Raw genomic sequence first — 14,754 nt, 5'->3', positions numbered from 1 at the left:
CGGGGACACGGGGACCGCGCCGGTCGGGGCCTCGTCGGCCGTCGGGGTGCCACCGGCGGGCGGGTACGCCCGCGTCGGTGGCGGCGTGGTGCGCCGTGTTCGCGTGGAGTCGTGCGAAGGCTCACTCGCCCGCTTGTCGGGCGTCCACTTCCGCCTACCGCCGCGACCGGAACGCATAGACCAATCCTGCCGTACCGAGCCCGCGTTCGTGCGGGTCATGGACCTGTCGGGACGAACCTCACTGCGAACATCCTCGGCCACAGCTTGCCCGTCACGAGGAAGCGGTCGGAGTCCGGGAACGCCGCGATGCCGTTGAGCACGTCGGCGTCGGCGGCCTCCTCCGGAGTCAGCAGTCCCGAGGCGTCGATCCGCGCGGTGACCTCCCCGGTCTCGGGGTCGATGCGCAGGATGTCGTCGCTGTGCCAGACGTTGGCGTACACGGTGTCGCCCACGCACTCCAGCTCGTTGAGCTCGTCGACCGCAACGCCGCTGTCGGTGACCTCCACGGTGCCGAGCACGGAGAAGTCCCGCGGATCGCGGAACGTCAGCGTGGGCGAGCCGTCGCTCATGACGAGCCGTCCGGCGTCGGCCTGGTGGCACAGCCCCCAGCCCTCGCCGTCGTAGCGCACGCGGCGGAGTTCGGCGAGGGTCTCGCGGTCGCGCTCGACGGCGATGCCGCTGCGCCACGTGAGCTGCCACACGCGGGAGTCGACGACCGTGATGCCCTCGCCGAACAGCGGTTCGGGAAGCGACACGGTCACGGTCGGCTCGCCACCGAGCGGCCCCTTGCGGACGGTCGACTCGCCGACGAGGCCCGTGCTCTCGTACAGGGTGTCGCCGACGATCTCCAGTCCCTGGGTGAACGCCTCCGGGTCGTGGGGCAGGACGTCGACGACCTCGACGGTCCAGTTCTCGGGCACGGTGTTCGCGGCGTTGCCGGGGGTGCGCTGCGACGACGTCTCCTCCTGCGCCGTCCCGCACGCTCCCGCCGCCACGGCGAGCGCCACGGTCAGCACCGTCGCGGCGGCCTTCCTCGTCCGTTTGATCACTCCCCGCACAGGCACCACCCTGGCATGAACCCACCGCTTCGGTGTAGTGCCTCGGTACTGCACAATTGGAGGCATGACGCTGCTGCTCACGCACGACGACGGCACGATCCGCAGGAAGCTGCTCGATGCGGTCGAGCCGGCACGCGAGGTGGCGGCGGAGGACGCGGGCGCGGAGAACGTGGGCGAGTACGTCGGCGCTGTCGGCGAGGACGCGTTCGCGGTCACGCACCTCTTCGAGTCCACCCTCCCCGGATACCGCGGCTGGCGGTGGTCGGTGACGGTCGCCACCGCCGACGAGGAGGCGCCCGTCACGATCAGCGAGGTCGTGCTCATGCCCGGCCCGGACGCGATCGTGGCTCCGAGGTGGGTGCCGTGGGCCCGGCGGGTGCGTCCGGGTGACCTCGGGGTCGGTGACATCTTCCCGACGCAGCCCGACGACCCGCGGCTGGCTCCCGCGTACGCGACCCTCGACGACCCCGAGGCCGAGGAGGTCACGAAGGAGATCGGCCTCGGCCGGGTGCGGGTGATGTCGCGGATCGGCCGGGAGGAGGCCGCCACCCGCTGGCACCGCGGCGAGTTCGGTCCCCGGTCGGACATGGCGCGCAGCGCTCCCGCCACGTGCGGCACGTGCGGGTTCTACCTGCAGCTCGCGGGGTCGTTGCGCAACGCGTTCGGCGTGTGCGGCAACGAGATCTCGCCCGCCGACGGGCACATCGTGCACGCCGAGTTCGGGTGCGGAGCGCACTCCGAGGTGGAGCTGGAGACCAGTTCGTCGGTGCCGGTGGCCGAGCTGGTGTACGACGACTCGCTGTTGGACATCGAGCCGGTGGAGATCGGCACCACCGAGACGACCGACACCGAGGACAGCGAGCCGTCGCAGGAGTCGCAGGAGTCCCAAAAGTCGGAGCCCGCCGTGTCGACCGAGGCCACCGAGGTCGGTGCCGCCTCTGCCGAGGCGGCCGCATCGCCGCGGGCCGAGCCGGACCAGACGGCCTGAGTGGAGCAGTCACCCGATGAGTCCGTCGACGCGCTGCGGCGGGCGGTGCTGCGGTCCTGGCGCGACTCTCCGACCCGGTTCACCGAGGACACCCACGCTGAGCACGACCTGCGGGTCGGTGCGTACCGCGACCGGGTGTTCGTCGAACTCGCGCAGAACGCGGCGGACGCCGCGGCCCTGGCCGGTGCACCCGGAAGGCTCCGGGTGCGGGTCGTGGACGGGGAGTTGCGGGTCGCGAACACGGGAGCCCCGCTCGACCGGAGAGGGATCGCGGCGCTGGCGTCGTTGCGCGCGTCGGGCAAGCCGAGCGGGCACCAGGCGGATGGCGATGCTGCGCCTGGGGTGACCGTGGGGAGGTTCGGCGTCGGGTTCGCCGCCGTCCTCGCGGTGACGAGTGAACCCCGGATCGTCTCGCGCACAGGCGGAGTGGCCTTCTCCGAAGCGCGCACCCGGCAGGAGTGGGACGCCGACGAGGTGCCGGTCCTGCGGTTGCCGTGGGCGCTGCCCGCCGACGAGCCCCCTGTGCCGGACGGGTTCGACACCGAGGTGCGGTTGCCCATGCGGGCCGGGGCGCAGGCCGCGCAGGAGTACGTCGCCGCCGTCGAACGCGAGGCCGCCGACGTGCTCGTGATGCTGCCGTGGTTGGTGGAGATCGACGTCGAGGGTCGACTCTGGCGACGGCACGACGACGGGGCCGAGGTCGTGCTCACCGACCCCGACGGCGGGCGCACGCGTTGGCTGACCCAGCAAGGCCAGGGGTGCACGTGGGCCGTGCCGATCGGTGAGGACGGTCGGCCGCGGCCTCTCGGCGAGGACGTCCTGCACACCCCGACCCCGACGGACGAGCGGCTGTCCCTGCCCGCGCGGCTGCTCACCACCGCCGTGCCGATGGAGCCGTCGCGGCGGCGAGTGCTCGCGTCGGCCGACTCCCCGGACGTCGTGCGCGCACTGCGGGCGGCGGCGGAGGCGTACCCGGGCCTGGTCCGAGCGCTGCCCGCCGAGCACCGGCTCGCGCTCGTGCCGCGTCCCCACTTCCCGGTGTCGGACGTGGACGGGGTGCTGCGCGACCTCGTGGTCGAGCGGCTCGCCGACGACGACTGGCTGCCCTCGGCGACCTCCGGCCTGCTGCCCGGCCGCCGGGCGCGGGTGCTGGACGTCGACGCGCCGCACCTGGTGGCCCTGCTGGCCGACGTGGTGCCCGGACTGGTCGCGGCGCCGCTGTGCGGCCGTGACGCCGTGCGGGCGGCCGAGGTCGCGAGCGCACGCGGCATCGGGATCGGGGAGCTGGTCGAGGCGGTCGGCGGGATCGAGCGCCCACCGGCCTGGTGGCGGGACCTGTACACCGAGCTGCTCGCCGTGGTCGACCGTGCGGAGGTGGAACTCGACGAGCTCGGGGCGCTGCCGGTGCCGCTCGCCGACGGGCGGACGTGGCCCGGTGCACGCGGAGTGCTGCTCGTGGAAGCCGGGGACGCCGCCCTCGGCACCGACCTCGCCGCGCTCGACATCCCCGGCCTGCACGTCGCGCATCCGGAGGCGGTGCACCCGCTGCTGCGGCGCCTCGGCGCGGTGGAGGCGGGACCGGCCGAGCTGCTCCGCGCTCCCGCCGTCGTGGAGGCGATCGCCCGCAGCGTCGACGACACGATGGCCGGGCTCGACGTGACCGCGCTGGTGGAATCGGTGCTGACCTGGGTGTCGGCGGCCGGACGGGCGCCCGGCCTCGGCGCGTTGGCGCTGCCGACGGCCTCGGGACGTCGCCGGGCCGACGAACTCGTGCTGCCCGACTCCGCGCTGCTGGAGGTTCTGCACCCCGACGCCGTCGGCGACGACGACGCGCCGCTGGACGTGCTCGACGCCGAGACGGCGCGCCGGTGGGACCGCGAGGTGCTCCTGGCGTGCGGCGTGCGCGACACCTTCACCGTGCTCGGCTCCGAAGGCCCGGACGCGGGACCCGAGCCGGACGACGAGCTCAGCGTGCCGGATCTCGACCTCGTCGCCGACGAGGCGTGGCCCCGCGCGATCCGGCTCCTCGCCTCGCAGCCGGACACGTGGCGGGTACTCACCGCGCCGGACCACCGCCTCCGCGACTGGTTGTCGGCACACGCCCTGCTGGCGGGACGTCCACCGAGACATTGGCGATTGCCGTCGGCGACCGAGCTGGCCGGGTTGTTCGATCCCGTGCCCGACGTGGGCCTGCCCGAAAACCTGCTCGCGCTGGTGGGCGTGCGCGCCGAACTCGCCGTCGCCGACACCGATCCCGCCCACGACGCGGAACTGCTCTGTGCGCGGCTGGCCGACCCGCAGCGCACCGTGTCCGCAGGTCTGGTGCTGCGTGCCCACAGCGCGCTGTCCGCCGTGCCCCCCGACGACGTGGAACCGCCGGACCAGGTCCGCACGCTCGCGGGCACGGTGTGTGACGCGGACGACGCTGTGGTGCTCGACGCACCGTGGCTGCTCGCGGTGTGGCCCGCCGACCGGCTGGTCGCCGCGGCCGACTTCGCCGACGCGCCCGCGCTCGCCGACGTCCTCGACCTTCCGTTGGCGAGCGACGAGACCGACGAGACCGACGAGATTACAGCCACCGTCGCCGCCGACGCCGGCGAGGGAAGCTTCGCCGCGTGGTCCGAACTCCCCGCCATCGTGGAGGTCGCGGACCTGCTGGGCATCGGTGTTCCCGCAGGCGGAGTGGTCGTCCACGACGAGCTCACCGTCGCGGGCACTCCCGTGCCGTGGTGGCGGGACACCTCCGGGGACCTGCACGCCTCGGACTCGCCGGAGGGTCTGGCGAGGGCCTTCGCGTGGTCGGCGAACCGGTGGTCCGACCGCGTGTTGGTGGAGCGGCTCCTCGACGACCCCGACCCGCGCGCCGTCCTCGGATGACGTGCCGTCCAGGTAAGGGAACTTCCGGTGACTGTGCTAAAGGTTTCGTTGTGCAAAACGCGACCCTCTGCGGGACGCGGCGCGCTGCCAGACCATGATGGCCATGCCCACCAGGCCGAGCCCGCCGCCCGCCAGGGTCGTCCACAGCCACACGCCGTGGACACCGGCGACCACCAGCACGACGAAGGCGATCAGCCAGGACACCGTGCCGATGGTCACAGGAATCCAGGGGCTGACCATTGACGTCGGCAGTTCGGGCGTAGGACGAAGCCGTCCTTCGATCTCCGGTGGGTTGTTCGGTTCGTCCACGAGGGACAGGCTACCGCTGCCGAAGACGACACAAAGCAGGTGAGCGATGTCAGAAACGACCGCGGAGAAGCAGCGGTCGCCGCTCGATCGGTTCTTCCGGATCAGCGAGCGAGGGTCCACCGTCGGCCGGGAGGTCCGCGGTGGACTGGTCACGTTCGTGACGATGGGCTACATCATCGTCCTGAACCCGCTCATCCTCGGCAGCTACTCGGCGGACGACCCGGGCGCGGCGAAGGACATGACCGGGGCGATCCTCCCGGTCGACCAGGTCACCGCGGTGACGGCGCTGGTCGCGGGCGTCATGACGATCCTGATGGGCATCGTCGCGAACTATCCCTTCGCGATCGCCGCCGGGCTCGGCATCAACACTCTCGTCGCGGTGTCCATCGCCCCGCAGATGACCTGGCCCGCCGCCATGGGGCTCGTGGTCGTCAACGGCATCGTCGTGCTGTTGTTGGTGGTCACCGGGGTACGGACCATGGTGTTCAACGCCGTGCCACAGCACCTCAAGGCGAGCATCGCGGTCGGCATCGGCCTGTTCATCGCGATCGTGGGGCTCGTGGACGCGGGCTTCGTGCGACGCATCCCCGACGCGGCGGGCACCACGGTGCCCGTGCAGCTGGGCATCGACGGCTCGATCGCCTCGTGGCCGACCTTCGTGTTCGTGGTGACGCTGATCCTCATGGGCGTCCTGGTGGCCCGCGGCGTCAAGGGCGCCATCCTGATCGGCGTGCTGGCCGGCACGGTGCTCTCCATCGTGATCGAGGCCATCGTGCACGCGGGGCCGTCCCAGGGCGTCGACCCGAAGGGCTGGAACCTGGGGTACCCGGCGCTTCCCGACGCGATCTTCGACCTGCCCGACCTCTCACTGGTGGGGGCCTTCAACTTCGACGCGTGGGTGCAGGTCCCGGCGATCACCGCGGCGCTGCTGGTGTTCACGCTCGTGCTCACCGACTTCTTCGACACGATCGGCACGATGACCGGCCTCGGTCACGAGGCCCGGCTCGTGGACAAGGACGGGAAGCTGCCCAACGTCGGCAAGGGGCTGTTCGTCGACTCCGTGGGCGCCGTCGCCGGCGGTGCGGCCTCGGCGAGCTCCAACACGATCTTCGTGGAGTCGGCCGCCGGAATCGGTGAGGGCGCGCGGACGGGGCTCGCGAACGTCGTCACCGGGCTGCTGTTCATCGCGGCCATGTTCTTCACCCCGCTGTACCAGGCGGTGCCCATCGAGGCCGCCGCGGCGGCGCTGGTGGTCGTGGGCGCGATGATGGTCCGGCAGATCGCCGAGATCGACTTCAGGGACTTCGCGGTGGCGCTGCCCGCGTTCCTGACGATCGTCATCATGCCGTTCACCTACTCCATCTCGAACGGCATCGGTGCGGGCTTCGTCAGCTACGTGCTCATTCAGTCGGTCACCGGCAAGGCGCGTCAGGTGCACCCGCTCATGTGGGTCACCTCGGCCGCCTTCGTCGTGTACTTCGCCATCGAGCCGATCCGCCAGGCCCTGGGCTGACCCCGACATCGTGTCCGCGACTCACGCACGCGTGTCCGCAGTTGCCGTACGCCCGCTGGGCCTCTGAAGGGCCGAGTTCCGTACGCGGACTGCGGACACGCGTGCACAGGGCGCGGACACGCCGACACGTCGGTTGGTCAGCGGGCGGGGTCGAGGTCGACCCCGAGCAGAGCCGTCAGCGCCTGGCGGCCCTCGGGAGTGAGCCGCACGGCACGTCCGGTACCGATGCGCTTCACCCAACGGCGGGCCAGCAGCGACCGGCAGAGGTGTGCTCCCGCCGCGCCCGCGAGGTGGGTGCGACGTTCCGTCCAGTCCAGGCAGGCTTTCGCCACGGGCCTGCCTGTGCGGCGCAGGTCGGTCGGCATGACGCCCAGCGCGTCGGCGAACCACAGGGTGCCCTCCTCGGTGAGTGAACAGCCGAGGGTCACCTCGATGAGCCCGCGTGCGGCCAGCGCGTCGGTCAGCGCGACACCGAGTGTTCCGGCGAGGTGGTCGTAGCAGGTGCGGCCCCGCGCGAGTGCGGTCGAGGCGGTGACGGCGCGGAGACCTCGCGGTGGGCGACGGGGAGTCGCTGCGAGACGGGCGTGCGCGACGAGGCTCTCGATCAGGTCGGCCACGTGGGGCCCGGCGAGTTGGACGTAGCGGTGCCGCCCCTGCCTGCGTTCGACGAGCAGACCGGCCTCCACCAGCCGTGTCAGGTGCTCGCTCGCGGTGGCCGGGGAGACCCCGGCGTCGCCGGCGAGTTCTCCGGCCGTCCACGCGCGACCGTCGAGCAGTGTCGCGCAGAACCGGGCGCGCGTACGGTCGGCCAGCAGCGACGCCATCGCTGCCAGGTCGGCGTGGTATGCCATTCCACGATTCTGCCCCCGCGACGTTTCGGCGGGCACCGAACCGTTCCGCGCCTAGCGTTCCCGGCATGGACATCGTGAACGAGCCGGGGACGGTGGCCCGGCTGCTGAGCGACCGTCGCTACGTGGTGCCGCGTGTGCCGGGCGGTACGGCGGTCGGACTGGAGTGGTTGCGCGCGACCGTGGCGCGCTTCAGTACCGGAACCGCCCATCGCCGCAGGCGTGCCGCGGTCGCCGCGATCCTCCGTGAGCTCGACCCGGAGGAGCTGCGCGAACGCGCACGGCAGGCGGAGGGCGAACCGGCGACGTTGGTGGTCCAGGTCCTGGCGTCCGCGCTGGACCTGCGGGTGGATCCGGGTGACGTCGTGGCCGTCGCGCAGTACTACCAACCGCATACCGGTGCGTCGGAGGAAGCAGACGAGGCTGTGCGGCGTCTGGTGACGGCGTGTGGTGGCCGAGCGGACGAGCGCGCGGCGGCGTTGATCGGTGTGCTCGTGCAGGCGTGCGAGGCGACGGCCCTGCTGGTCAGCCGATGTCGGGCGGCGGCTCGCGGCAGGCGTGGGTCGGCGGAGGACGTCGTGGCTCACGTACTGCGTGCGGATCCGCCGGTGAGGGCTACTCGTCGGGTGGGCAGGGACGGCGTGGAGGTGCTGGTGGATCTCGCCGCTGCGGACCTTCCGTTCGGCGCGGGCGTGCATGCGTGTCCCGGAAGGGGACACGCGGTCGCCGTCGCGTGCGGGGCCGTCGAGCGGTTGTGGGAGGAGGGCCGGTGAACGAATTCCACGCGCTCCATCACGGTGCGGCGCCGCTGCTGCTGCCCAACGTGTGGGACGTCGGGTCGGCGTCGGCACTGGTGGAGGCCGGGTTCCGGGCGCTGGGCACGACCAGCTTCGGGATCGCGTCGGCGGTGGGCGTGCCCGACGGCACGGGACGAACCCGGGAGCACGTGGTGGCTCTCGTTCGCCGGCTCGCTCGACTGCCGTGCCTGCTCACCGTGGACGTGGAGAACGGGTTCAGTGACGACCCCGGCGAGGTCGCCGAGCTGGCGGCGCTGCTGGCCGGCCTGGGCGCGGTGGGCATCAACCTGGAGGACAGCGCCGATCCGACCCGGCTCGCCGACGTGGGGCGGCATGCGGAGAAGGTCGCGGCGGTGAAGGAGCGCGTGCCGTGGCTGTACGTCAACGCGCGCGTGGACACCTACTGGGTCGGAGCGGACCGGACGGTCGACGCGACATTGCGGAGAGCCGCGCGGTACCGCCGTGCCGGGGCGGACGGGATCTTCGTCCCCGGGGAGCTGACGGCCGTCGAGGTCGCCGCGCTCGTCGACGGAGTCGGGGTGCCGCTGAACGTGCTCTGGTATCCGGGTGGGCTCCCGGTGGCGAGGTCGGCGGCCCTCGGGGTGAAGCGCATCAGCACGGGCTCCCAGCTCTACCGGGCCGCTCGACGGGCCGCGGTCGACCTCGTCACCGAGCTGGTGTCCGGCACACGCGGAGAAGGGCCTTCCACCGGCCTGCGATCATGACGGCCGTCTCACCGCTGAACGGGTAGGGAAGGCCAATCGTGAGGTATGCTAAGGATGTGTCGGAAACTGCTGACGAACGATCGCTTGCGAGCCGCCTGAGGCTGGCCGTCGTTCGGCTGAACCGCAGGCTGCGGGCACAGCGAGCCAGTACCGACCTGTCGCTCACGCAGATCTCGGCTTTGTCGACCCTGCACAAATGCGGGCCGATGACGCCGGGACAGCTGGCCACCCGGGAAGGGGTGCAGCCGCCGTCGATGACGCGGGTCATCGCCGCACTGGAGGAGATGTCCTTCGTGGTGCGCAGCCCGCATCCCACCGACGGCAGGCAGGCGATCGTCACGCTCACCGAGGAGGGGCACGACTACGTGCTCGCGACGATCTCCCGCCGGGAGGCCTGGCTGGACCAGCGGTTGGCCGAGTTGAGCGACGAGGAGCGCCATGTGCTCTCCGAGGCAGCGGAAATCATCGATCGCATGGCAAGACACGGCTAGACGCCGTCATGCGTTGACAGGAGGCGACTTCACCGCGTGACTATCACGGGTAGCGAAGCGACCACACGGAAACAGCCCGCTATCCCCGATTCACCCCCACCGCCGCGCCCCGCCGACGAACGATCGCGGGGCACGTTCGCGTCTCTCAAGGTTCGCAACTACCGCCTGTTCTTCGGCGGACAGATCATCTCCAACATCGGCACCTGGATGCAGCGCATCGCCCAGGACTGGCTGGTGTTCGAGCTCAGTGGCTACGACCCCGTGGCACTGGGTATCGCCGTCGCGTTGCAGTTCATGCCGACGGTGCTGTTGTCGCTGTGGGCGGGTGTGCTCGCCGACCGCGTCGACAAGCGCAAGCTCCTCATCGGCATCCAGACCGGCGTCGCGGTTCAGGCGCTCGCGCTGGGTCTTCTGGTGCTGAGCGGGACCGCGCAGCTCTGGCAGGTGTACACGCTGGCGTTCGTGCTCGGCACGCTGTCGGCGCTGGAAGTGCCCACACGGCAGTCGTTCGTCTCCGAGATGGTGGGCCGCGACCAGGCCGCCAACGCGGTGGCGCTGAACTCGTCGATCTTCAACCTGGCCCGCATCGTGGGGCCCGCCATCGCGGGTTTCGCGATCGTGCTGGTGGGCACGGGTTGGTTGTTCGTCGCCAACGCCGCGAGCACGATCGCCGTGATCGCGGGGCTGGCGTTGATGAACCCGACCGAGCTGTATCGCGCGCCCGCCGTCGCCCGCGCCAAGGGGCAGCTGCGCGAGGGACTGCGGTACGTGCGCAGCAGGCCCGACCTGATGACCGTGATGGTGCTGGTGTTCTTCGTGAGCACGTTCGGCATCACGTTCTTCACGTCGTTGGCGATCGTGTCGGCCAACGTCTTCGGCACCGAGGCCGACGGCTACGGGATGCTCTCCACGCTCCTGGCGGTCGGCACGTTCACCGGCGCGCTCGTCGCGGCACGTCGGGGCAGCCGGGGAGGGCCGAGCCTGCGGCTGCTCCTGATGTCGGCCGCGGCGCTCGGGGCGCTGGAGTTCATCGGCGCGTTCATGCCCACGTACCTGACGTTCGGGCTGGCGCTCGTGCCGTTGGGCTTCGCCACGATCACGTTCCTCACCACGGCCAACGCGCTGGTGCAGACGACGGTCAGCGCGCAGATGCGGGGCCGGGTGATGGGCCTGTACGTCCTCGTGTTGATGGGAGGCAACCCGATCGGCGGGCCCCTGACGGGGTGGATGGCCGAGACGTTCGGGGGGCGCTCGCCGTTCTACATCGGTGGCGCTGTCGCGCTCGCGGCGGCGCTGGTGTGTGGATACCTGGCGCTGCGGGCACGGGAACGAATCGGTGGCACCCAGCCCTTGCCCGCAGGATGAGGTTAGGCTAACCTCAGTCACGTCGCTTCGTGGTGGGAGTGGCAGTCAGTTCGGGAAACGAAACGAGGCCCCGCACCGGTCGGTGCGGGGCCTCGTTCGTCTCAGCGGGTCGACCGATCAGGTCAGCCCAGCAGCAGGCCGTTGCGGCCGGCGCGGGCGTCCTCGAAGCGCCTGCCGATCTCCGCCCAGTCGAACACGTTCCACAGGGCGTTGACGTAGTCGGGCTTCACGTTCTTGTACTGCAGGTAGAACGCGTGCTCCCACACGTCGACCAGCAGGATCGGCGTGGTCGGCAGGATGAGGTTGTTGTGGTGGTCCCGCAGCTGCTGCGTGATCAGCGTCTTGCCGATCGGGTCCCACGACAGCGCACCCCAGCCGTTGCCCTGGATGGTGGTGCAGACCGCGGTGAACTGCGCCTTGAACTTGTCGAAGGAGCCGAACGCCTCGTCGATCGCGGCGGCCAGCTCGCCGGTCGGCTTGTCGCCGCCGTTGGGCGAGAGGATCTTCCACCACACGACGTGGTTGGCGTGGCCGGCCAGGTTGAAGGCCAGCGTGGTCTCCAGGCCGACGATGGAGGAGAAGTCGTTCGCCTCCCGCGCGGCGGCCAGCTTCTCCAGCGTCTGGTTCGCACCGTTGACGTAGGTCTGGTGGTGCTTGCTGTGGTGCAGCTCGTTGATCTCGCCGGAGATGTGCGGCTCGAGGGCACCGTAGTCGTAATCGAGGTCGGGAAGCTCGTACGTGGGCATAAGCCCTCCTTCGTATCTCGCGAACGGAAGCCTTTGCGTCGATGCCCAACCTAGTAGCCACTACTGGGGCAGGCTAACCGGGGCGTGACGAAGTTGACCTTGCAAAGTGGAGTTAGGTAGAGGTCAAGACGGTGTGCCCACCAACACATCCACGAAAGGTGCTCGTCAGTCGACCGGCCACGAGTGCACGGGCTCGCCGGACCGCGACAGTTCCAGGTAGCGGGCCATCATGTGGGCCAGTGCGGCCTCCCGGTCCATACCGCGTTCCTCGGCCCGCACCACGGTGTCGCGCTGCCAGACACTGCCGGTGCGTTGCCTCACACACCGTTGCTCGATGACTCCGAGATAGCGGTCGGCGACCTCGTCGGCGACGTCGGAACTGCGCAGGCCCTCCCGCGCCAGCGGCAGCAGCACGCGCAACGCGAGCTCGTCCGGCGGGATCCAACCGATGCCCGGCCAGTACAGATGGGCGTCGAATCCGTTGCGGGCTCCGGCGTAGAGGTTCTCCTCCGCGGCCTGGAACGACATCTGTGTCCACACTGGCCGTTCCTGTTCCGCGAGCGCCCGCTGAGCGCCGTAGAAGAACGCGGCGTTGGCCACCATGTCGACCACGGTCGGGCCCGCGGGCAGCACGCGGTTCTCCACCCGCAGGTGCGGGCGACCGTCCACCACGTCGTACACGGGGCGGTTCCAGCGCCACACCGTGCCGTTGTGCAGGCGCAGCTCCGTCAGCCTCGGCACCTCGCCCGACTCCAGCGCCTCCATCGGATCCTGGTCGTCGGTCTCCGGCAGCAGCCCGGGGAAGTAGCGCACGTTCTCCTCGAACAGGTCGAAGATCGACGTGATCCACCGTTCGCCGAACCACACCCGCGGCCGGACACCCTGGTTCTTCAACTCCTCGGGGCGCGTGTCGGTCGCCTGCAGGAACAGCGGAATGCGCGTCTCGTGCCACAGCGCCTTGCCGAGCAGGAACGGGGAGTTGGCGCCGAGCGCCACCTGCACCCCCGCGAGGCACTGGGCGGCGTTCCAGTGCGCGGCGAACTCCTCCGGCGCCACCTGTAGATGCAGCTGCACCGACGTGCACGCCGCCTCCGGCAGGATCGACTGCGCGAACGAGCGCAGCCGCTCCGGTGTCCGGTCGGGCAGGCCGACGCCCTCCAGCGACAACAGCGGCTTCTCCCCGCGCGAGGCGAGGATCTCGTCGTTGAGCAGCGAGTAGCGCGCGCTGTTGGTGAGCCACTTCTGGTCGAAGTGCTCCGACTGCAGGGTGGGCAGCACGCCGATCATCGCGACGAGCGCGCCCGCCTCGTCGGCCTTCCGGTGCGCTTTGTCGAGGTAGCCGTCGAGCATCGCCTCCAGCTCCAGCGCGGAGGTGCCGTCGAGTGGGCACGGAGGCACGTTGAGCTCGATGTTGTGCTGCGACAGCTCCGTGGTGAAGGCGTCGTCGTCGAGTGCGGCCAGCACGGCGGTGTTGGACATCGAGGGCTGCATGTCCTCGCCGACGAGGTTCAGTTCGACCTCGAGTCCGATGTGCTTGCGCGGGAACGTGAAACTGCCGTCGGAGAGCATGCGCGCCAGAGTGTCCAGGCAGCGTTGCACCTTGCGGCGGTAGCGCCCCCTGTCCCTCGGGGTGACGGCGTCCGGTGACACGTCCTTGCCCATGGGATGTCGTTTCCTTCTTCTGTCCGGCCTCGGCTCACCCGAACGCCTTGGCGTTGACCCCTTGCCAGGCGGCAACGTTGACACACCCACGTGATCGCGACTAGCGGCCAAAACGGTGCACTCCGTCACCCCCGGTTAACTCTGCGCACGATCACGCCCGTTCGTACGACCGGGCTACCCAGCATTCGGAGCACCGACTCCTGTCGAGAAGGAGGAGTGCGACACTCCGGTGCGTGGCGAAGCTGATCGAGATCGCCGACGCGGCGGACCCGCGCCTGGACGACTTCCGCGACCTGACGACCGCCGACCGCCGACCCGATCGACCCGGCGGGCGCGGGTTGGTCATCGCCGAGGGAGCCGCGGTCGTGCGACGGCTGCTGGAGTCGCCGTATCCGCTGCGCGCGGTGCTCGGTGTGCGGCGCAAGCTCGACGAACTCGGCGACCGCCTCGCCGACGTCGACGCGCCCGTCTACGTCACGTCGGCGTCGACCATGTCCGACGTCGTGGGTTTCCACCTCAACCGAGGTGTCCTGGCGGTCGCGGACCGGGCTCCCGCGCCGACGTTCGACGACGTCGCCGACTCCTCGACCGTGCTCGCCGTCCTGGAGGGCGTCAACGACCACGAGAATCTCGGCGCGATGTTCCGCAACGCCGCCGCGTTCGGCGTCGACGGGGTCCTGGTGGGGCCGGGGTGCGCCGACCCGCTGTACCGGCGGAGCGTCCGGGTGTCGATGGGACACGTGCTGCGGGTGCCCTTCACGTCCGACGTCGTCTGGCCCGACTCGCTGTCGGACCTGCGGCGCCGAGGGTTTCGCGTGGCCGCTCTCACTCCCCGCGCCGACGCGGTAGCGTTGCGCGACGTGTGCGCGGCCGGGACCGGCCGGATCGCGTTGCTGCTCGGCTCGGAGGGGCACGGCCTGTCGCAGTCGGCCCTCGACGCCGCCGACACGGCGGTGCGCATCCCGATGGCGTCCGGCGTGGACTCGCTCAACGTCGCCACGGCGGCTGCTGTTGCGTTCTACGAGCTGACGAGGTGAGGTGCGAGAAGAAGCGCGGGTGAACGGGTGTGAATGAAGCCGAGCTGTTGGTCCGTGACGGCCACGTCGTGATCGTCGGCGTGGTGCGGCACGCCGACGGGAACGCCGACGCCGGGTCCACCGAGGACGCCGCGAGCCCCGGTGCCGTCGGCGAGTCCCGCGAGGTCACCGATGCCCGCAGTGTCCGCGTCGCCGGCGCTGCCGACGATGCCGGCGAAGTCACCGTCACCGTGATCGCCGAAGGGCGCGGGGACGCCGACGACCCCGAGCACCCCGGTGGCACCGACGCGCTCCGCCTCGACGAGCTGGTCGGCGCCGAGCTCGCCGACGCACTCGAC

The 14,754-nt window shown here is 70.9% G+C and carries 13 protein-coding genes and 1 pseudogene; 9 read left to right on the top strand and 5 right to left on the bottom strand.

Features of this window, described 5'->3' with window-relative positions:
* Positions 1-215: 215 nt before the first annotated feature.
* A complete protein-coding gene (locus SACAZDRAFT_RS10435) occupies positions 216-1,058 on the bottom strand; it encodes a glutaminyl-peptide cyclotransferase (RefSeq protein ID WP_005441359.1) in 843 nt (280 codons plus the stop codon).
* 64 nt (positions 1,059-1,122) lie between these two features.
* Between SACAZDRAFT_RS10435 and SACAZDRAFT_RS10430 the strand changes: the two genes are divergently transcribed.
* Positions 1,123-2,046, top strand: a complete 924-nt coding sequence (locus SACAZDRAFT_RS10430; protein WP_005441350.1) for a DUF3027 domain-containing protein — start codon at positions 1,123-1,125, stop codon at positions 2,044-2,046.
* The gene (locus tag SACAZDRAFT_RS10425; RefSeq protein WP_005441348.1) at positions 2,047-4,923 is read left to right on the top strand and encodes a sacsin N-terminal ATP-binding-like domain-containing protein; all 2,877 of its coding nucleotides are present in this window, start codon (positions 2,047-2,049) and stop codon (positions 4,921-4,923) included. It abuts the gene before it with no gap.
* Between the two features lie 36 nt (positions 4,924-4,959).
* Here the strand turns inward: SACAZDRAFT_RS10425 and SACAZDRAFT_RS10420 are convergent, their stop codons facing one another.
* Positions 4,960-5,163 (bottom strand): DUF2530 domain-containing protein, encoded by a 204-nt coding sequence (locus tag SACAZDRAFT_RS10420; protein ID WP_005441347.1) that lies wholly within the window; start codon positions 5,161-5,163, stop codon positions 4,960-4,962.
* Between the two features lie 115 nt (positions 5,164-5,278).
* On the opposite strand from SACAZDRAFT_RS10420, the gene SACAZDRAFT_RS10415 reads away from it, so the two are divergent.
* The gene (locus SACAZDRAFT_RS10415) at positions 5,279-6,745 is read left to right on the top strand and encodes an NCS2 family permease (RefSeq protein WP_005441345.1); all 1,467 of its coding nucleotides are present in this window, start codon (positions 5,279-5,281) and stop codon (positions 6,743-6,745) included.
* 137 nt (positions 6,746-6,882) lie between these two features.
* Here SACAZDRAFT_RS10415 and SACAZDRAFT_RS10410 read toward each other — a convergent pair whose 3' ends face one another.
* Complete coding sequence (locus tag SACAZDRAFT_RS10410) at positions 6,883-7,596, bottom strand: ArsR/SmtB family transcription factor (RefSeq protein WP_005441344.1); 714 nt, start codon at positions 7,594-7,596, stop codon at positions 6,883-6,885.
* Between the two features lie 65 nt (positions 7,597-7,661).
* Here SACAZDRAFT_RS10410 and SACAZDRAFT_RS10405 point away from each other — a divergent pair, with 65 nt between their 5' ends.
* From SACAZDRAFT_RS10405 to SACAZDRAFT_RS10390, 4 genes are read left to right on the top strand one after another with little or no spacing between them, the layout of a single operon-like run.
* Positions 7,662-8,366 carry a hypothetical protein gene (locus SACAZDRAFT_RS10405; RefSeq protein ID WP_005441343.1) on the top strand — a complete coding sequence of 235 codons (705 nt, stop codon included), beginning with the start codon at positions 7,662-7,664 and terminating at the stop codon, positions 8,364-8,366.
* Entirely contained in the window at positions 8,363-9,115 is a 753-nt protein-coding gene (locus SACAZDRAFT_RS10400) for an isocitrate lyase/PEP mutase family protein (protein WP_005441342.1), read from the top strand. The genes SACAZDRAFT_RS10405 and SACAZDRAFT_RS10400 overlap by 4 nt, the downstream gene beginning before the upstream one ends.
* A 56-nt stretch (positions 9,116-9,171) precedes the next feature.
* Positions 9,172-9,606: a MarR family winged helix-turn-helix transcriptional regulator gene (locus SACAZDRAFT_RS10395; RefSeq protein ID WP_005447358.1), complete on the top strand. Its 435-nt coding sequence runs from the start codon at positions 9,172-9,174 to the stop codon at positions 9,604-9,606.
* 36 nt (positions 9,607-9,642) lie between these two features.
* The gene (locus SACAZDRAFT_RS10390) at positions 9,643-10,971 is read left to right on the top strand and encodes an MFS transporter (protein WP_005441340.1); all 1,329 of its coding nucleotides are present in this window, start codon (positions 9,643-9,645) and stop codon (positions 10,969-10,971) included.
* A gap of 122 nt (positions 10,972-11,093) precedes the next feature.
* Here SACAZDRAFT_RS10390 and SACAZDRAFT_RS10385 read toward each other — a convergent pair whose 3' ends face one another.
* Both SACAZDRAFT_RS10385 and SACAZDRAFT_RS10380 read right to left on the bottom strand, forming a co-directional pair.
* Positions 11,094-11,717, bottom strand: coding sequence for a superoxide dismutase (locus SACAZDRAFT_RS10385; protein ID WP_005441339.1), 624 nt, complete (start codon positions 11,715-11,717; stop codon positions 11,094-11,096).
* 165 nt (positions 11,718-11,882) lie between these two features.
* Positions 11,883-13,379, bottom strand: coding sequence for a glutamate-cysteine ligase family protein (locus tag SACAZDRAFT_RS10380; protein ID WP_005441337.1), 1,497 nt, complete (start codon positions 13,377-13,379; stop codon positions 11,883-11,885).
* A gap of 233 nt (positions 13,380-13,612) precedes the next feature.
* Between SACAZDRAFT_RS10380 and SACAZDRAFT_RS10375 the strand changes: the two genes are divergently transcribed.
* Complete coding sequence (locus tag SACAZDRAFT_RS10375) at positions 13,613-14,416, top strand: TrmH family RNA methyltransferase (RefSeq protein ID WP_005441336.1); 804 nt, start codon at positions 13,613-13,615, stop codon at positions 14,414-14,416.
* Positions 14,417-14,445: 29 nt separating this feature from the next.
* Positions 14,446-14,754 (top strand): annotated as a pseudogene (locus tag SACAZDRAFT_RS23370) (hypothetical protein); the annotation flags it as partial.

This window comes from Saccharomonospora azurea NA-128 (genome assembly GCF_000231055.2).
GTDB classification, from domain to species: domain Bacteria; phylum Actinomycetota; class Actinomycetes; order Mycobacteriales; family Pseudonocardiaceae; genus Saccharomonospora; species Saccharomonospora azurea.
The sequence above is the reverse complement of the archived record's forward strand: the minus strand, read 5'-3'. Positions and strand labels throughout refer to the sequence as shown.

Coding starts and splice junctions, on each gene's coding strand:
- SACAZDRAFT_RS10430 (WP_005441350.1), top strand. CDS start 1,123: ATGACGCTGCTGCTCACGCACGACGACGGCACGATCCGCAGGAAGCTG.
- SACAZDRAFT_RS10420 (WP_005441347.1), bottom strand. CDS start 5,163: ATGGTCAGCCCCTGGATTCCTGTGACCATCGGCACGGTGTCCTGGCTG.
- SACAZDRAFT_RS10415 (WP_005441345.1), top strand. CDS start 5,279: ATGTCAGAAACGACCGCGGAGAAGCAGCGGTCGCCGCTCGATCGGTTC.
- SACAZDRAFT_RS10410 (WP_005441344.1), bottom strand. CDS start 7,596: ATGGCATACCACGCCGACCTGGCAGCGATGGCGTCGCTGCTGGCCGAC.
- SACAZDRAFT_RS10405 (WP_005441343.1), top strand. CDS start 7,662: ATGGACATCGTGAACGAGCCGGGGACGGTGGCCCGGCTGCTGAGCGAC.
- SACAZDRAFT_RS10385 (WP_005441339.1), bottom strand. CDS start 11,717: ATGCCCACGTACGAGCTTCCCGACCTCGATTACGACTACGGTGCCCTC.
- SACAZDRAFT_RS10380 (WP_005441337.1), bottom strand. CDS start 13,379: ATGGGCAAGGACGTGTCACCGGACGCCGTCACCCCGAGGGACAGGGGG.